Origin of the sequence: Gordonia sp. NPDC003585 (assembly GCF_040610755.1) — a bacterium.
Taxonomy (GTDB): domain Bacteria; phylum Actinomycetota; class Actinomycetes; order Mycobacteriales; family Mycobacteriaceae; genus Gordonia.
The window spans coordinates 1-17,498 of record NZ_JBEXMX010000009.1 but is presented as its reverse complement, the minus strand read 5'-3'; the positions used below and the strand labels follow the sequence as shown (position 1 = coordinate 17,498).

Sequence of the window (17,498 nt, the reverse complement as noted above, 5' to 3'; positions counted from 1 at the left end):
GCTCACTCACCGACCAGGGACTCCTGGACCGCGGCGCGATGCACGATCGCAATGTCGCGGAGTGCCTGGGCTAAGTCGTAGCTGCAGCGTGAGACCAACAGCGCCGCAGCAACCAGCAAGCAGTACTTGACAGGCAGTGCCGCGGCATCGCATTCACTGATGTGATGCCGCGGTGTCTCATCTACCGGCAGTCGTCGGGAACAACCCAACGCTGATGCTTGGATGCCGGTTGGCGATGGTCTGACGCGAATGATCGTCCGTCTCCGTAGTCAGCGTGAGGATCCACGGAGTGATCTCCTCGGTGAACTTGCCAGGGTGAGGCTCGAGGTCGGCTAGGACATCTCGTGCAACGGAATCGAGCCGCGCTGCGGTGAGTTGTCCGCGGAATCCCGAAAAGGCAAGGCTCACATCGCGCGTGAGAGGACCTGGGACGGTATCGGGACCGTTGTCGTCATCCCACTGGCTACGTAGCATCGGTGAGACGATGGGCTCCACTGAGAAAGAATGGCGTACCCGACGGGAAAAGGACCGTGCCCCAACAGTTTTAGCGTGGCGGATGAAACGGTCGATTCGACGTGGCGAAGCGCATACGAGGATACGGCACTCCATCACAACAGGTTTCACGGCTGACTCACTCCTTGACGGCTAGATGTCCCTCCGACCATAGCCCACAATCTGAAAAAAGCCAGTTCACTGCCGTCTGGCAACACGTGCACGTGCTGTCGCCACGGTGCGCCGCAGCCTGTAGTGGTGGGGTACCAGCGTTCAAACACTCACCGTTCCTGTCGCCACATCACCGGCGCGTTCATACGTCGCGCACACCACGCCGTTGGGCGTCACCAGACTGCCGGTCATCGCGAACTCCGCGGCAATGGTTCCTACCAGCACTGGCGAACTGCCAGATCTCCACCTTCAGCCCCGACGGCGCCCGGTGCTGATCATCCCGACCCACGACCACGACGCGGGATAGCGCGAGACGTGAAGCTCCAGCGCGCCGCTCGACCCGCAGGCCGCTTTCGCGGATGCTGATGATGCTGGGGTAGGTAGGTCCATGACCGTAGTCCTCGCTGTCATTGCTTGAAGTTGGGAGAGTTCTTGACGGCGCGGATCGTGCGTGTCAAGTGCTTGTCGTGCCGCCGCTGCTCGGCGCGCAGTCGCGCGTCGGTACGCGATGCGGCGTAGGCGTTTTCGCGCTGCAGCCGTCGGTAGCTGTCGAGGCGCCGCTGAGTGAGACGATCGGTCTCGACGGCCGCGAGGACAGCGCAGCCCGGCTCGGTGATATGGGCGCAGTCGGCGAACCGGCAGTCTTGCGCCAACTCGGTGATCTCGGCGAAGGTCTGGTCCAGACCCTCATCGACGTCGTGCAGACCCACGCCGCGCAGACCGGGCGTGTCGATCAGAACACCGCCGTGCGGCAGCGGCACCAGCTCCCGCCAGGCAGTGGTGTGGCGGCCCTTGCCATCACTGGTGCGTACCGCACCGGTGGCCAGGAGGTCCTCGCCCAGCAATCGGTTACCGAGCGTCGACTTGCCCGCGCCCGACGGGCCGAGTAGCACGACCGTGCCAAACAGGGCGTCGGTGAGGGCGTCGAGGCCCTCACCGGTGGCGGCGCTGGTGACCAGCACGTCCACCCCCAATGCGGCCTCGGCCACCTCGGCCTCTGCCCGTGAAACATCCTCGCACTCATCGGCTTTGGTGAGGATCACCAGGGGAGTGGCGCCGCTCTCCCAGGCGAGGGCCAGCATTCGCTCGATTCGCCCGGGACGGACTGGATCGGCGAGGGAGACGACCACCACCACGGTGTCGACGTTGGCAGCCAGCACCTGGCCATGGGACGTGCGCGACGCGGAGGAGCGAACCACGGCGGTCCGACGCTCGAGAACCTCGGCGACGGTGGCGGCGTCGGACGTGGTGGACGGTCGCAGCGCGACCCAGTCACCGGTGCACGTCGCCAACCGATCCTTGCCGGAGTGCGCGGGAACCACCGCGCGAACCGGTCCGGCCGCGGTGACGAGTTCGCACAAGCCGCGTTCGGCCCGCACAACACGGCCAGGAATCAGCCCGTCGGCACGGAATGGTGCGAACTGGAGGTCGCGGTCGGCGTCCCAGCCGTAATCGGTCAGAGGCAGTGCTCCCACAGGGGAAGCGTGACGATGTTGACGTGAAGTGGGGTGTGAAGACATTTGTGGAGACCTTTGCGGAAGGGGCCCTCCGTATCGCACGCGCAACCAGAACTCCCGCTAGGGGAGAACAAGAAGGGTGCTGATCAGGACGAGGCCTGTGAGGTGTGGATGACTCGGGCACTGCGTACAGCAGTGATCGCCGCGACGGTCATCGGCTCACCTCTATCAGGCTCCGCAGCACACAAATGTGTCTGCTGGTTGACTCAGTTTAGCAGCCTGTGTTGTCGTCGGGCAGCTCGCAATACAACGGAAGGTTTGCGCTGGGCGACGACCTCGGACAGGCTGCAGGAGTGACGAACACGGATACCGATAAGAGCACCGAAGTGCGGTTGACCGAGCAGGAAGCGCTGGCCAACCTGCGCACGGTTCTGGAGTTGTGTGCGTCCGGTCAACTCAAGTGCAGCGCGAAGACCTCCCGCGCGTCGGCGGCGACGGTGGGTCTCGTGGCCAGCCACCTGATCAACGGCGACTTCTATCCCGACGACGCGATCGCCGCATTCGCCTGGCCCCTGCTGATCCAGTCCGGCGGCCTGGCCAACCTTGATGGCACTCGCCTGGCGCTGACGCCGAAAGGTCGTGCGGCGCTGGGTAAACCGCCGGCCGACGTCATCCGCGACCTGTGGCGCCGATGGCTCACGCACGGAGTGGTCGATGAGTTCAGCCGGATCGATGCGATCAAAGGGCAGCGTGCCACCAACGTGCTGACTGCGGTCAAGCCGCGTCGGGCGACCGTCGCCGAGGGACTGGCCGCCTGTCCTCCTGGTGAGTGGATCGAGGTCGACGACCTGTTCTCGACGATGCGCCGAGCGCGTCTCAACCCCACCATCGCCCGCAGCGAACGCGCCCTGTGGAAGCTCTACATCATCGACGCCGAGTACGGGAGTTTCGGCTACGACGGGTACCACGATTGGTCGTTGCTCGAGGGCCGCTACACGCTGGCGGTCACATTCGAATACGCAGGCACACTGGGCCTGGTCGACCTCGACTACCGCGACCCCCGCGGCGCTCGCGACGACTACCACGACAATTGGGGAAGCGACTTCCTCGACGCCCTCAGTCGCTACGACGGCCTGCGCCGAATCCGACTCACCCCGTTGGGCGCCTACGCACTGGGCCTCACCCATACCTTCGTGCCGTCCGACGACGTCGCCGAGACGTCGTCGCTGACTGTTCTGCCCAACCTCGACATCGTGATCCCCCGCGGCATCACCACCACTGAGAAGCTCACGCTCTCCGCCTTCGCCGCCCAAACCGCCGACCACGTCTGGACAGTGTCGGCGACCACCCTGACCGCCGCACTCGGGGCGGGAAGAGACCTCGCCGACTTCGTCGCCTTTCTGATCCTGCGCAGCGATCATGAATTGCCGTCGCCCCTCACCACACTCATCAACGACGTCCGCCGACGCGGCGCACAACTCACCGACCTCGGACATCTCCGAGTGATCGAGTGCGCCGATCCGGCCGTAGCCGCGCTCATCGCCCGGGATCGCAGGCTCCGCTCGCTGTGCCGCCAGCTCGGAGACCGATTTCTGACCGTCGCACCCGAGAACGAGCCGAAGTTCCGGACCGCTCTGCTCAAGCTCGGGTACGTGTTGCCGACGGTGTAATGGGTTCACTGGCAGCGACAGCACGTAGGCATGGATCGCGTCGTTGGCGAGTGCGGAGAGCACATCGACGATGGTGCGAACCACAAGAAGGCAAAGCTCCCGTTTGTCTCCTATGTACTCGCAGACGGCAATCTCGTCACCGGGCAGAACCCGGGATCGGCCAAGGAAACGGCCACGAAGGTCGCGTCGCTTCTTCGGTAGCTCGGGCTCGGGGGCCTTCCGGTAATCGCGGCAGTGGGGTCGGTCACAACTGAGGCCGGTGGGTCGACGGCCCAGTCGGACGGAATCTTGGCATCGCCGTGATCGTTCAGAATGGTGGGGGACGTGGCTCAGACGCCGACGTCCGCCGATCGCGGCACGAAGCGGACGGACAGGAAGGCGAGGTGCGTGATGACCGTCGAAGTGAAGACTGCCGATATGACGACCGCCGCCGGAGCTTTCGCGTCACCAGACATGATTGCGCCGACGCCACTGCCCAGCGAGGATCCGTTCTTCGACGCTCCCGCCGAGGTCGGCAGCCTGGCTCCGGGCGAGGTGATTCGATCGCGGCAAGTAAAGCTCAAGGACTTCTGGGCGTCGCACCATCAGAGCCAGGCGTGGCAACTGCTCTATCGCTCCACCGACCTCAACGGAGTCGCCGGAGTGGCGGCGACCACTATTGTTCTGCCGCGGAGACGTGCGCCGCGTGGCCGATTCATGCTGTTGTCGTTCCAGTGTGCGATCGATGCCGTCACGTCGTCGTGTTTCCCGTCGTATGCGCTGCGTAAGGGCACGGGAGCCAAACACGCAATCGCACCCTTCGAGTTTCTGGTGGTGCGCCGCGCATTGGCCAAGGGCTGGGCGGTGACCATTCCCGATCACGAGGGCATGCTCGGTGCGTGGGGTGCACCCCGCGAACCCGGCTACCGCACGCTCGACGGCATTCGCGCAACCATCGCGTTCGCCGGCGATCGGCTGGCGCCAGATGTGCCGGTCGGCTTGTGGGGTTATTCCGGTGGCGGAATGGCCACCGCATGGGCTGCGGAGATGGCCCCCACCTACGCGCCGGAACTGAATCTCATCGGCGCGGTCCTGGGCTCGCCGGTCGGCAACATGGGTTCGGCACTGGTACGCCTCAACGGCGGATTCCATGCGGGACTTCCGTTGATGGTGATTGCCGGTCTATGTCGGGTGTATCCGGCGTTGGCCGCGGCGATGAAGGTACACGCGACCGAGGTGGGCCGGCGAAACCTCGCAGCCATCGCCGAGATGGGAACCGTTGACGCCCTGCGTGAGTTCCGCAATCACGACATCGATGACGACATCGACATCCCGATCGCCGACCTGCTTGCCCAGCCTGAGATCGTGACGATGATGGCCGATCTCGGACTCGGTTCACACCAACCCGACATTCCGCTGCTCGTCGTCCAAGCCGTCCACGACGAAGTGATCGGCATCGATGACATAGACGAGCTGACCGCGAACTACCGGGCGCAAGGCGTACCGGTGACCTACATCCGCGACCAGCTCAGCGAGCATTTCACCCTGCTGCCGTTCTCGGGGCCACTGGCGGTCAAGTGGCTCTCCCATCGGCTGGAGGGACGTCCGGCGCGCGATCGCACTGTCACTTCGCTTGTGGGGCAACCACGTCCGAGATTCCGCCGCCGGTCCGACGCCCGCCAACCACGCCGGTTGCGCGGTTCGTCGTCGGCTGGGCGTCGCAATGCCCCGTAAGCCGGTGCTGGATCAACCTGTGCTCGACCCAGATCCGATCTCGCCGACCATGCCTCGGAGGCAGTAGCGTCACCAGCATGAGCTCGGAGACGTCCGTCGAGCAGTTCGCCCGACGTCCGGTGTGGGCGGCAGCGGCCGTCCAGGCCGTGCTGCTGACGGTGCTCTCGTTCGGCTACGACTACCACCGCGACGAGCTCTACTACCGGATGCTCGAGCCTGCTTGGGGTTACGTCGACCAGCCTCCGCTGACGCCGGCCATCGCGCGGATGACGCTGCACCTGGCCGACGCGGAGTGGGCGTTGCGCATCCCTGCGACGCTGGCGTCGGCGCTGTCGGTCGTCGTGCTGGCGATGATCACCTGGCGACTCGGTGGTGGCCGTACCGCTCAGACTCTTGCCGCCTGGGGTTATGCCACCGCGATGATGCCACTGATGCTCGGCCACGTCCTGTTCACATCGACGATCGATCTGCTGCTGATCCTGCTGGTGGCGTACGCCCTGCTCGTGGCGGTGCAGGGTCGCGACCGATGGTGGCTGGTGGCAGGCCTGCTCGCGGGCCTTACCACCTACAACCGGTGGTTGATCGTGACCGTGGTTGCTGGGCTCGTCCTCGGCCTACTTCTGCTGGGGCCGCAGCGGGCGTTCCGGACACCGTGGCCGTACCTCGGCTGCGTCGTCGCGGTGATCGTGGGCCTACCGAATGTGCTGTACCAGATCCGGCACGGGTGGCCGCAGCTCGAGATGGGCGCGGCGCTCGGCGCCGCACATGGCGCGAGCGTGCGCAGCGGCTTCGTCGTGATGATGATCGTCTTGCTCGGTCCACCGCTGGTCGCGGTGTGGGGTACCGGCGTCGTCTGGCTATTGCGGTCCGACCGGCGCCACGTCGACGGCTGGCTCGTGGTCGGGTTCGCCGTGCTGCTGGTGTTCACCTTCGTCGGCGGTGCTCAGCCGCACTATCCCGTGCACCTGCTGTCGGTGATGTATGCCGCCGGTTGCGTGCCGGTGGCAGTGTGGTTGTCGGGCAACCGATTCCGGCGGCGGCTGGTGATCCTCGTGGTCGCCATCAACGCAGCGGTGTCGATCGTGTTGGCGTTGCCCGTCATTCCGTTACGCGTCGTCGGGCCTACCCCGGTGGTCGACGCCGGCCCGATGGTGGCCGACCAGATCGGCTGGTCGGAGTACGTGGAGCAGATCGCCAAGATCTACGACGCTCTGCCCGTACCGCGACCGCCGATCCTCGCGTCGAACTACGGGGAGGCCGGAGCGTTGGCGCGCTACGGTCCCGAATTCGGTTTGCCGGCGCCCTATTCGGCTCACGTGGCGCTCTACGATCAGCGTCCGCTGCCTGCAGACGTCGACGCGGTTCTCGTGGTCGGGGGTCAAGTCCGCAGGGCTGCAAAGCTATTCAGAGAGTGCAAGGTACTCGCGACGCTCGACAACGGACTTGGCGTCGACAACGAAGAGCAGGGCATGCCTATCGCGCTCTGCGAACATCCACACGATCCGGAGCGGTTGTGGGCGGAGCTTCGTCATCTGGAATGACGCCGACTGCCCGTACCCGCTGGAGACCCGCCGGGCGCTCGATGAATCACGCACGCCCGACGGGAGTTGGTGGACTACAGGAACGAGTCGTCTCCACTCAGTCCGTAGCGGGGGTGATCGCCGATGACGATGGACTCGAAGATGCCATAGCCGGTGGCGTCGCCCTCGGAGCAACGGATCACGCAGTCCCGCAACTGATGTGCTTCGAGTAGGGTCTCGCGATCGTCAACGTTCCGTTTTCCATTCGGAAGACGGTGAGCGCGGATTCAGCGGTTGCGCCGATGAACAGTGCCGATCCGCTGGTCGGCACGTACCTGAACTATCTGGAGAACCGCGAGGCGTTCCGACACATTGTGACGCTGTGGCTGACCGATGAAGGCTTACCCGGCCTCGTGCACTGCACGGTCGGCAAGGATCGGACAGGTGTCGCCTACGCCGTGGTACTCGACGCGCTCGGCGTGCTGCGCCGCGACATCATCGCGAACTACGTTGCGAAATCCGAGGATGTCGCAACGATGATGGGTCGTCTGCGTGACATGGCAAGCTACGGCTCCGCGGTCGATGTCTATCCACCGGAGGCGTATGCGTCGATCCCAGCAACGATCCTGCGATTCCTCGCCTGGGTCGATCTCGAATATGGCGGCACCCGAGAGTATTTGGTGTCCACCGGAATCACCACCGCGCAACTGGACCAACTAGCCGACCGTTTGCTCACCCCCGATGAAGGAGAACCCATGTCCCAGATCACGCAAGCGATCGTCGTCAACGCGTCCGCGGACGACGTCTGGCGTCTGGTCGGTGACGTCGGCAACGTCCACGCGTGGGTGCCCGCGCTGAGCAAGACACGGATGGATGGGGACGTTCGGATCGCTACCTTTGCCGACGGCGGTGAAGCGCGTGAACAGATTGTCTCCCGGAGTGATTCGGATCGCACCTACACCTACACCTATCTCGACGGACCGATCCCGCTTGAGCAGTACGAGTCGACCATCACGGTGAGCCCGCATCACAGTGGTACCGGGACTCTGGTGACGTGGACGGCCACGCTGCAAGCAGATCCGGCTGTGGTCACCAGTATCGACGAACTCTACGCGGCGAGTCTGGCGGAACTGAAGAAGGTCGTCGAATGACGGCGAGTTCGCTGGCTCGCCGCACGTTGACCACCTCGGGTGGAAGCCGGGGGATCGGTGAGGCCATCGCGGTTCGTGCGGCCGACCTGGGCGCGAACGTCGCGTTGATGGCGAAAACTACGGAGCCGCACCCGAAGTTGCCCGGCACGATCTACACCGCGGCGAACGCCATCGAGAAGGCCGGGGGCAATGCACTGCCCATCGTCGGAGACATCCGCGACGACGACGCGGTTTCTGCCGCAGTGGCGCTGACCGTCGAGCAGTTCGGGGGCATCGACATCGTGGTCAACAACGCGAGCGCGCTGGATCTGAGCACAACCGAGCACATCAGCATGAAGAAGTACGACCTCATGCAGGACATCAATGCGCGCGGAGCATTCTCGCTCACCAAGGCTGCGATCCCGTTCCTGCGCCGGTCGGTGAATGCACATGTACTCACCCTCAGCCCGCCGATCAATCTGGATCCCCGGTGGTACAGGGATATCGGTGCGGCATATACGATCTCCAAGTTTTCCATGACACTTGTCACGCTCGGCCTGGCGGCGGAGCTGCGTGATGATGGAATCGCTGTGAACTCGTTGTGGCCGCGGACAACGATCACCACCGCCGCGGTGCGCAACATCTTGAGCGAGAGTCTGATTGCGCGTAGTCGTACGCCGGACATCATGGCCGATGCCGCGATGAGCATCATCACCAAACCGGCGAGTGTGGCCACCGGACAATGCTTCATCGACGACGAGGTTCTCGCGCGCGACGGAGTGACCGACACCGCGCAGTACCGCGTGGTTCCCGGTGACGACGAACTGGAACTCGACTTCTGGATGGATTGGCCGTGATCGCTGCCGATGGTCAGGACGCGTTACACGCCACTCATGGCGGCATCGACCGATCTTTGCAACGCGTGCACTTCGGCGTCGGCCACTGGGCGCAGAACCGATTGCAGCGACGGCGTAGGGCATATCGACGGTGAAGTGGGCGTTGTAGCCGGTCATGGTGACGCGAGCGACTGATTCGCGGCAGTCGTGGGCGAGCGTTAAGTGACGGGCCCATCGTGGTTCGACGTGGCCGCCGCTGAACTCGCCGTGCAGGTTGCGCACGAACCCGACCTGCTCCTCGTGAATGCGCACTGCCCGACGTTGTTCCGGAACGCCGGCATGAAGGGCGTTGACCAGGGCTGACGAGTTTTGTCGGTGGCATGGTTTAGCGTGGTTTGTACACGGGATGTGATGACTGGGTAGTTGATGACTGAGACCGGGTTGCCGGTCTGATTCCTTTTGATGATGAGCGTGTTGTGCGGATGGTCCCGATCCGTTGGTTCGTCGTGTCGGAAGGGATTGTCGTGTCTGTGTTGTCGACGCCGTCGCCGTGGCCTGAGCAGTTTGCTGCCGGGCTGCTGGGTGGGGTCGACCCGGCCTATCCGGATGAAACCCCGACCAACGATCTTCTGTTGGGGATGGCTGAGATTGATCGTGGGCGTGCGTCGTTGGCGTATGCCGAGTATCGGTCAGCGGCGGTGCTCTATGACCGGTATGTGGCGGCCAAACTCGTCGAACCATCCGGGTCGGGGTTCGTGACCGATGGGTATGCCGATTGCGCGGCGCGGATCGCCCGCGCCCGTGGGATCGGGCAGCGCGCGGCGGAGAAACTACTCAGTGAGGCGGTGTCGTTGCGGGATCGCCTGCCCGAGGTGTTCGACTGTTTACGCGACGGGATCATCGCACCGTGGCAAGCACAACTCGCGGTGACGCGCACCGAGTTGTTGGACGAGTCGGCGGCGGCACCTGTGGTGGATGCCGAGATCGCTGCGTTGTTGCGCACCCGGAAAGGTACGTGGTCGCGGGCGCGGATGCGCGACATGATCGACCGCGTCGTCTACCGCCATGACCCGGATGCGGTGCGTCAGCGCCGTAAAGACGCGTTGGATGCACGTGGGGTGTGGACGGCCGAGTTGGAGGACGGGACCGGGGAGATCACTGCGGTGGGGGCTGCCGAGGATGTGCGGGTCGCTGCGGCGCGGGTGGCCGGGTTGGCGAAAGCGGTGTGCGCGAACGATCCGCGCACTGTTCAGCAGCGGCGCTCGGATGCGATGTTCGCGTTGTTGTCGGGCACCGTGTTCGAGTGTGATTGCGGGCGTGAGGAGTGCGACGCCCAGATCCCGGACCCGGCGACCATCTCGGCGTCAACGGCACTGACACCGTCGACGGCGATCATGGTGCATGTGGTGTGTGATGAGGCGACGCTGGCCGGCACCGCGGACAACCCGGCGTTCGTGGAAGGTCACGGGCTCATCAGTGGTGAGCATGTGCGGGATATCGCCGCGCGTAAGGACTCCATTGTGAAACCGGTGATCGGGCCGCAGGCGGTGGCGAATTCGGATGGGTCGTTCACCCTGCCCGCGCACCAACCTGCGGATGCGCACCGGCCCTCGGCCGCATTGGACACGTTTCTGCGGATTCGGGATGGGTATTGCGTGGATCCGGGTTGTGTGACGTCGGCGTGGCAGGGCGATGGTGATCATGTCGCGGAGTTCGATCACGATCACCCGGAACGTGGTGGGCAGACCACGGCTGACGGTATGAACATCAAGTGCCGTCCCGGACATGTGCTGAAGACGTTCGGGGAGTGGGTGGATGATCAGTGGCGCGACTGTGATGGGCGCCTGAGCACGGAGTACACGACTCCGGAGGGGCTGATACTGCCGGGTGAGGCCGAAACCAATGAGGACCTGTTCCCGGGGTTGCGTCGTATCCGGTTTGTCGCGCCCGCTCAAGGCCCACCGACTGGTAACGCGCGCAACGATATTGCCACCACCCGCCCTCGTCGTGGTCGGGTGGCAGACAAACATGCCCGACGCCGGGCAGAAAGGAACCGCAACCGACGCGACCGCGACGAACGCGACCGCGCCGCAGGCCCACCACCCTTCTGACATGGAGGTGCGCGCAACCCACCGAGGGGTGCGCGGCGAATCATCTATCGTTGCCCCATGGCAGAGCTGTCTCGTCGGCGCGTGCTATGGGGCGGCGCGATCGTGGTCGTCGCAGTGGTTTTCGTCGTCGTCGCCCTGCTTGGGCGCGACGCGATCAACGAACGGGCGCAGGACGAGTCGCGCGCATCCGAGCGCTGTACCTCGATCATCCGCGGCGACATCGCGTCCCGGCTCGAGGCAGGTGGGAAGACTTCCGCGCAGGCCTCCTCGGCCGAGTTCAGCGATGTCACGACCGACAACAGCGGGCTGTCCATCTCAGACCTGAACGCATTGCGTGAGGCCGGCCGCGATCGATCCGCCGTGGCCAACACCTGGCTGATCGCCGGCGACGTGCGCATCCAAGGCGATCTACCCAGCGGGTCGGGACTGGGACCCACCAACACCTTTCGCTGTACGGCCGTGGTGTTCAACGACCGCGCTGTTCTGGTGGCGAGCCATCGGATCAACTGACATGCGGTCGAGGCGATGTCGCGATTGACCCCGAGACGCGTCGGCGTTCATCGAGAGCGAACGCTCAGCCACGCAACCGGCGCACCACCACGAACACTATCGCGCCCAGCACAATCGCCCCGACGATCGGTGCGACCCGCTTGAGCACCGAGCCGCCGGCATACGCCATCAGGTCGAGAGCCTCGGCCTCCTCCGGGGGCTGTTCCACCACAAGGGGTTTCGACGTGTCGGGCGTAGCAGTCGCACCGGTGGCCGGCGATGTTTCGGCCTGGCCCGCCGGCTCCGCGTCGCCGAGTTTCTTCGACAGGCACGACGCGAACTGGTCGATGATCTTGCCGCCCACGTCGGAGAGCATGCCTCGGCCGAACTGGGCCGGCTTGCCGGTGATCGCCAGATCGGTGACGACGCTGCCGGTGGTGGTGCCACCCTCGTCTTTGAGTGACATCGACACGGTGGCCTTTGCCGTGCCCTGCCCTCGCGACTCCTTGGCACTGCCCTCGATCACGGCGCGGTGCGCATCCTCGTCTTTCTCGATGAACGTGCCAACACCCTTGTACACCAAGGCAACCGGTCCGATCTTCACCTTGATCTGACCGGTGAACTTGTCGCCGTCGACCTCAGTGAGCGTCGCGCCGGGCATGCACCCGGCGACCCGCTCGGGTTCGATGAGGGCCGCCCACACGGTCTCGATAGGTGCGTCGACCGAGAAGCTGTGTTCCAGTTGCATGGTCAGACGCCTGCCGCCGTGACGACCGCGCGCCGGGTGAGCACCTTCGCCAGATGGGTTCGGAACTCGGCGTCGGCGTTCGGATCACTCATCGGGTCGGTGCCGTCGGCGGCGTGGTCGGCCGCGGCGCCGATCACGTCGACACCTGCCGACTGCCCGACGAGGGCCTCCTCCACAGCGCGTGCCCGCATCGGCACCGCACGCATGTTGGTCAGGCCGATCGCGGCCTCGCGGATGATGCCGTCGTCGTCGACGTCGAGGGTGGCGGCCACGGCGATGATCGACCAGCTCTGGGCCACCCGATGGAACTTCTCGTAATGCGCCGTCCATCCGGTGTGCTTCGGAATGCGCACCGACACCAAGATCTCGTCGGGTTCCAGAGCGGTGCTGAAGATGTCGGTGAAGAAGTCCTCGGCCGCCACATCACGCTTGCCGTTGGGACCGACGACGGTCATCGTCGCATCCAGCGCGACGGCGACGGCACCCAGATCGCCTGCCGGATCGGCATGGGCGAGCGACCCACCGAACGTGCCCCGGTGGCGGATCTGTGGATCGGCGACGGTCTGCTCGGCGTCGGACAACAACGCCGCGTGCGCGACGACGAGAGAATCGGTCATCACGTCGTGGTGCGTGGTCATCGCTCCGACGACGATCGAGTCGCCGTCCTCACGTACGCCGCGCAACTCCGCGACCCGCCCGAGGTCGACGAGGGCGGTCGGCGAGTTCAGCCGTAACCGCAACACCGGCATCAGGCTTTGCCCGCCGGCGATCACCTTGGCGTCCTCGCCGGCGTCGGCCAGCGCGGAGACCGCCTCGTCGAGGGTGGTCGGGGCGAGGTAGTCGAACTTGGACGGAATCATTGGGCACCTCCCTGAGCAGACCGGGCTGCTTCGGTTTGAGCTGACTGGATGGCTCTCCACACCCGCATCGGACTGCAGGGCATCTCGACGTCGGCCACGCCGAAATGGCGCACCGCGTCGATCACCGAGTTGACGACTGCCGGGGTGGAAGCGATCGTGCCGGCCTCGCCGACACCCTTGACGCCGAGTGCATTTCCGGTGGCGCGGGTCTCGGTGCGGTCGGTGGTGAAGTGCGGCAGGTCGGGTGCTCCGGGCACGAGGTACTCGGCGAACGACCCGGACAGCAACGTGCCGGACTCGTCGTAGATCGCGTCCTCGTAGAGCGCCTGCGCGATGCCCTGCGCGAGTCCGCCGTGCACCTGCCCTTCGACGATCAGCGGGTTGATCACCGCGCCGATGTCGTCGACGCACACGTATTTGCGGATCGTCACCAGACCGGTCTCGGTGTCGACCTCGGCGGCGCACAGATGTGTGCCGTGCGGGAACGAGAAGTTGTCCGGGTCGTAGGTCGCGTCGGAGTCGAGATTCGGCTCGACGCCGTCCGGCATGTTGTGCGCGGCGAACACCGCGAGCGCGACGTCGGTGATCCCGACCGCCGCCTCGGTGCCCTTGACGGTGAACTTGCCGTCGGCGAACTCGAGATCGTCCTCGGAAGCCTCCATCAGATGCGCGGCGATCGGCCGGGCCTTGTCGACGACGCGGTCGGCCGCCTTCACGATCGCCATCCCGCCGACCGCCAGCGAACGCGAACCGTAGGTGTCCAGGCCGCGCGGCGATGTCTGGGTGTCGCCGTGCAACACCTCCACATCCTCGAAGGGCACGCCGAGCCGGTCGGCGACGATCTGGCTGAACGCCGTCTCGTGGCCCTGGCCGTGCGCCGAGACGCCGGTGACCACCTCGACCTTGCCCGTCGGCAGCATCCGGACCGTGGCGTTTTCCCAACCCCCCGCGCCATACGACAGCGAGCCGAGGACACGCGACGGTGCGAGCCCGCACATCTCGGTGAAGGTGGACACACCGATCCCGAGTTGCACCGTGTCGCCGCGGTCGCGTCGTTCCTTCTGCTCACGCCGCAGGCCGTCGTAGTCGAGCAGTTCGGTGGCCTTCGCGGTGGCCGCCTCGTAGTTGCCCGAGTCGTAGGTCAGGCCTGCGACCGTGTCGAACGGGAATTCCTCGTGTTTGATCCAGTTCTTCGCGCGCACCTCGAGCGGATCCATCTCGAGTTCGGCGGCGAGTTCGTCCATGATCCGCTCGATCGCGAAGGTCGCCTCCGGACGTCCGGCACCGCGGTAGGCGTCGGTCGGCGTCTTGTTTGTGAACACGTTGGTGCAGGCGAAGTGGTAGGCGGGGAACTTGTAGATGCCGTTGAACATGAACGCACCCAGAATCGGGACACCCGAGGTGACCAACCGCAAGTAGGCGCCCATATCCGCGAGCAACTCCACCTTGAGGCCCCGGACGGTGCCGTCGCGGTTCGCCGCCAGCGTCAGCTTCTGGATCTGGTCGCGGCCGTGATGGGCCGCCTGCATCGACTCGCTGCGTGATTCGGTGTATTTCACCGGCTTACCGAGGCGCCGTGCCGCCAGCAGGGCGAGCACCTCCTCGGGGCAGACCTGCAGCTTGCCGCCGAAGCCACCGCCGACGTCGGGCGCGATCACCCGCACCTTGTGCTCGGGGATGCCGAGGGTCATCGCCAGCATCAGCCGCAGGATATGCGGGACCTGGGTGGCCGACCACATGGTGATCTGTGTGCCGGTCGGGTCGACGACCACCGAGCGCGGTTCCATGAACGCCGGAATGAGGCGTTGCTGCCGGAAGGTGCGTTCGATCACGACCTCGGCGTCGCGGATCTCGTCGTCGACGGCGGTGCCGGTGCCCGCCTCGGCGGAGTCGAAGATCCACACCGCGCTCACGTTGGTACCGAGATCGGGATGGACGAGGTCGGCGCCATCGGCGGCCGCTGCGGCGAGGTCGAGCACCACCGGCAGGTCGTCGTAGTCGACGTCGATCGTCTCGATGGCATCCTGTGCCTCGGCGACGGTGCGCGCGACGACCATCGCGACCGCTTCCCCGGCGAACTGCACGGTGTCCACCGCGAGCGACGGAGCCGGCGGAGCCTTCATGTCCTCGGTGATCTGCCAGGCGTTCGGCAGGCTGCCTTGCTCCTCGGCGAGGTCGGCCCCGGTGTAGACGGCGACGACGCCCGGCATCGATCGCGCTTCTTCGACGTCGATGCTCGCGATCCGCGCATGCGCCATGGGACTGCGCAGCAGCGCGATGTGCAGCATGCCGGGCAGCACCAGGTTGTCCGTCCACTTGGTGCGTCCGGTGATGAGGTGGTCGTCTTCCTTGCGGACCCGGGCCTTGCCGATCTCGTGCTCGACGGCGCCCGGTTCGACGGTTGCGGTCATCGTGCACCCCCCGTCTCCTGCATCGGACGGCTGGTGTCCGCGCCGGCCGGCTGACCTGTGCGTTCCACCCGCGGCGATGCGTCGGCCTTCAACCGTTGCGCCGCATCCAGGGCCGCGCGGACGATGTTCTGGTAGCCGGTGCAGCGGCACAGGTTGCCTTCGAGGCCCTCCCGGACGTCATGCTCATCGGGGTTCGGATTCTCGGCGAGAAGGTCGATCGTCGACATGATCATGCCCGGGGTGCAGAAGCCGCACTGGAGTCCGTGATTGTCGCGGAACGCCTCCTGGACGGGATGCAAGGTGCCGTCGGCAGCCTTGAGACCTTCGACAGTGGTGATGTCGGCGCCGTCGGCCTGCACGGCCAGCACCGAGCACGACTTGACGCTGTGTCCGTTCAGCAGCACCGTGCAGGCGCCGCAATTGCTTGTGTCGCAACCGATCACGGTGCCGACCTTGCCCAGCTGATTGCGTAGATGGTGTACGAGCAAGGTGCGGGGCTCCACCTCGTCCTCGTAGGTCGTGCCGTCGACGGTGACAGTGACACGCATGTTGGCCTCCAATGCGTTCGCCAAAGGTGGGCTGAGGGCCTGGCGAAGCCCTAGAGAACACTGTGCGCCTCCGCTGCGTGTCAGATGTCCGAAATCGCGGATCACGTGCTTCCGACGGGGGTTTTGGTGAGCCCCTCACGCCTCGCGGATGGCGGCGAGCAGCTCCTGCAGGGTGGCCAACGAGTGACCGGCCAGCAACCCGTCGAGATGCGGCAGTGCAGCGGCGATCCCGCCCTGGATGGGCCGGTAGCCGTCCATCCCGGCGTGCGGGTTGACCCAGAACACCGCTCGGGCCAGACGGTGCAACTGCGCCATCTGCTGGGCCAGCAGCGTCGGATCACCGCGTTCCCAACCGTCGGAGAAGATCACCACCACAGCGCCGCGTGCCACACCTCGGCGTCCCCATCGGTCTCCGAACGCCTGCAGGGTTTCGCCGAGGCGGGTCCCACCGGCCCAGTCCGGCACCGCTCGACCGGCCGCCGACAGGGCCAGTTCCGGATCGGCTCCGCGCAGCGCGCGCGACAGTCGGGTCAGCCGGGTGCCGAGCGAGAACACCTCTGTCCCGCTCGGATTGGCTCGGGTCACGACGTGTGCGAACCGCAGCAGGGCGTCGGCGTAGGGGCTCATCGAACCGGAGACGTCGAGGAGCAGCACCACCCGTCGTGGACGGGTTGCTCGTCGGTGCCGGCTTGGGCGCACCGGCTCGCCGCCGGCAGCCAGCATGTCGCGCAGGGTCTTCCGGCGATCGACCTCACCGCGTCGTGCGGGAGCGTGACGTAGCGCCGGACGACGCGGCGGCATCGGTTTCAACGTCGCGATGAGCTCGGCGAGGTGGGCGCGTTCGGCCGCCGACAGCGTCGCGATGTCGCGATGCCGCAGCACCTCGGTGTCGTCGGCGGCCACCGCGAGGTGCGGACCCGACCCGCTCGTCTGCTGGGTGTCGGTGGTGCGCAGCGCGGCCATACGGGACGGTCGGGGTTGGGTGGGACGTCGCGTAGTGCGCGGCATCCGGTCCCCGAACCAGGCGTCGAAGGCCAGATCGAAACGGGGACGATCATCGGGATCGCGGCACAGTGTCGCCAGCCCCGCGAAGTACACCTGCTCGACGTCGGCGAGGTCGATCTCGCCCAGTGCGCGCACCCAGGTCTCCACCGTGTCCGTCGCGACCGGTAACCCCGCGTGGGTCAGACTTCGCGCGAAACCCGCGAATCCCACCAGTTCGCCGTTCATGCCAACAGTCGGTCCAGGCCGGCGCGCAGGACCCGGTCGGTGTCTTCGCGGTACTTCAACACCGCACCCAGGGTGGCCGCGGCGACCTCCGCGTCGAGCACGTTGCGGTCGA

General features: G+C 65.8%; 14 protein-coding genes and 2 pseudogenes. 9 read left to right on the top strand and 7 right to left on the bottom strand.

Annotated features, from left to right (window positions below; genetic code table 11):
• Positions 1-1,070 precede the first annotated feature (1,070 nt).
• Positions 1,071-2,138 (bottom strand): ribosome small subunit-dependent GTPase A, encoded by a 1,068-nt coding sequence (gene rsgA, locus ABZW74_RS03885; protein ID WP_355274096.1) that lies wholly within the window; start codon positions 2,136-2,138, stop codon positions 1,071-1,073.
• A gap of 335 nt (positions 2,139-2,473) precedes the next feature.
• Between rsgA and ABZW74_RS03880 the strand changes: the two genes are divergently transcribed.
• The 9 genes and pseudogenes from ABZW74_RS03880 (at position 2,474) to ABZW74_RS03840 (ending at position 11,610) form a co-directional block, all read left to right on the top strand.
• Positions 2,474-3,790: a helicase-associated domain-containing protein gene (locus tag ABZW74_RS03880; RefSeq protein WP_240855268.1), complete on the top strand. Its 1,317-nt coding sequence runs from the start codon at positions 2,474-2,476 to the stop codon at positions 3,788-3,790.
• Between the two features lie 72 nt (positions 3,791-3,862).
• Positions 3,863-3,991 (top strand): annotated as a pseudogene (locus ABZW74_RS03875) (type 1 glutamine amidotransferase domain-containing protein); the annotation flags it as partial.
• A gap of 189 nt (positions 3,992-4,180) precedes the next feature.
• On the top strand, positions 4,181-5,503 hold the full coding sequence (locus ABZW74_RS03870) for a lipase family protein (RefSeq protein WP_355274093.1): 1,323 nt from the start codon (positions 4,181-4,183) through the stop codon (positions 5,501-5,503).
• A 77-nt stretch (positions 5,504-5,580) separates the two neighbouring features.
• A complete protein-coding gene (locus tag ABZW74_RS03865; RefSeq protein ID WP_355274090.1) occupies positions 5,581-7,044 on the top strand; it encodes a glycosyltransferase family 39 protein in 1,464 nt (487 codons plus the stop codon).
• Positions 7,045-7,298: 254 nt separating this feature from the next.
• Positions 7,299-8,174, top strand: a complete 876-nt coding sequence (locus tag ABZW74_RS03860; protein ID WP_355274087.1) for a tyrosine-protein phosphatase — start codon at positions 7,299-7,301, stop codon at positions 8,172-8,174.
• A complete protein-coding gene (locus tag ABZW74_RS03855; protein ID WP_355274084.1) occupies positions 8,171-9,010 on the top strand; it encodes an NAD(P)-dependent oxidoreductase in 840 nt (279 codons plus the stop codon). The genes ABZW74_RS03860 and ABZW74_RS03855 overlap by 4 nt, the downstream gene beginning before the upstream one ends.
• A gap of 201 nt (positions 9,011-9,211) precedes the next feature.
• A complete protein-coding gene (locus ABZW74_RS03850; protein ID WP_355274081.1) occupies positions 9,212-9,352 on the top strand; it encodes a hypothetical protein in 141 nt (46 codons plus the stop codon).
• A 161-nt stretch (positions 9,353-9,513) separates the two neighbouring features.
• Complete coding sequence (locus ABZW74_RS03845) at positions 9,514-11,100, top strand: DUF222 domain-containing protein (protein WP_355274078.1); 1,587 nt, start codon at positions 9,514-9,516, stop codon at positions 11,098-11,100.
• A 57-nt stretch (positions 11,101-11,157) separates the two neighbouring features.
• The gene (locus ABZW74_RS03840; RefSeq protein ID WP_355274075.1) at positions 11,158-11,610 is read left to right on the top strand and encodes a hypothetical protein; all 453 of its coding nucleotides are present in this window, start codon (positions 11,158-11,160) and stop codon (positions 11,608-11,610) included.
• A 64-nt stretch (positions 11,611-11,674) separates the two neighbouring features.
• Here the strand turns inward: ABZW74_RS03840 and ABZW74_RS03835 are convergent, their stop codons facing one another.
• From ABZW74_RS03835 to ABZW74_RS03810, 6 genes and pseudogenes are all read right to left on the bottom strand, one after another.
• A complete protein-coding gene (locus ABZW74_RS03835) occupies positions 11,675-12,337 on the bottom strand; it encodes an SRPBCC family protein (protein ID WP_355274072.1) in 663 nt (220 codons plus the stop codon).
• A 2-nt stretch (positions 12,338-12,339) separates the two neighbouring features.
• Complete coding sequence (locus ABZW74_RS03830; protein ID WP_355274069.1) at positions 12,340-13,197, bottom strand: xanthine dehydrogenase family protein subunit M; 858 nt, start codon at positions 13,195-13,197, stop codon at positions 12,340-12,342.
• Complete coding sequence (locus tag ABZW74_RS03825; RefSeq protein WP_355274067.1) at positions 13,194-15,608, bottom strand: xanthine dehydrogenase family protein molybdopterin-binding subunit; 2,415 nt, start codon at positions 15,606-15,608, stop codon at positions 13,194-13,196. Before ABZW74_RS03825 ends, ABZW74_RS03830 begins: the two co-directional genes overlap by 4 nt.
• Positions 15,605-16,156, bottom strand: coding sequence for a (2Fe-2S)-binding protein (locus ABZW74_RS03820; RefSeq protein WP_355274064.1), 552 nt, complete (start codon positions 16,154-16,156; stop codon positions 15,605-15,607). The genes ABZW74_RS03825 and ABZW74_RS03820 overlap by 4 nt, the downstream gene beginning before the upstream one ends.
• Before the next feature lie 135 nt (positions 16,157-16,291).
• A complete protein-coding gene (locus tag ABZW74_RS03815; protein ID WP_355274061.1) occupies positions 16,292-17,386 on the bottom strand; it encodes a VWA domain-containing protein in 1,095 nt (364 codons plus the stop codon).
• A pseudogene (locus ABZW74_RS03810) lies at positions 17,383-17,498 on the bottom strand (MoxR family ATPase); the annotation flags it as partial. The pseudogene ABZW74_RS03810 and the gene ABZW74_RS03815, both read right to left, overlap by 4 nt.

Excerpts from the sequence above, each read along its gene's own strand:
- ABZW74_RS03870 (WP_355274093.1), top strand. The coding sequence starts at position 4,181 with ATGACCGTCGAAGTGAAGACTGCCGATATGACGACCGCCGCCGGAGCT.
- ABZW74_RS03865 (WP_355274090.1), top strand. The coding sequence starts at position 5,581 with ATGAGCTCGGAGACGTCCGTCGAGCAGTTCGCCCGACGTCCGGTGTGG.
- ABZW74_RS03855 (WP_355274084.1), top strand. The coding sequence starts at position 8,171 with ATGACGGCGAGTTCGCTGGCTCGCCGCACGTTGACCACCTCGGGTGGA.
- ABZW74_RS03840 (WP_355274075.1), top strand. The coding sequence starts at position 11,158 with ATGGCAGAGCTGTCTCGTCGGCGCGTGCTATGGGGCGGCGCGATCGTG.
- ABZW74_RS03835 (WP_355274072.1), bottom strand. The coding sequence starts at position 12,337 with ATGCAACTGGAACACAGCTTCTCGGTCGACGCACCTATCGAGACCGTG.
- ABZW74_RS03830 (WP_355274069.1), bottom strand. The coding sequence starts at position 13,197 with ATGATTCCGTCCAAGTTCGACTACCTCGCCCCGACCACCCTCGACGAG.
- ABZW74_RS03825 (WP_355274067.1), bottom strand. The coding sequence starts at position 15,608 with ATGACCGCAACCGTCGAACCGGGCGCCGTCGAGCACGAGATCGGCAAG.
- ABZW74_RS03820 (WP_355274064.1), bottom strand. The coding sequence starts at position 16,156 with ATGCGTGTCACTGTCACCGTCGACGGCACGACCTACGAGGACGAGGTG.
- ABZW74_RS03815 (WP_355274061.1), bottom strand. The coding sequence starts at position 17,386 with ATGAACGGCGAACTGGTGGGATTCGCGGGTTTCGCGCGAAGTCTGACC.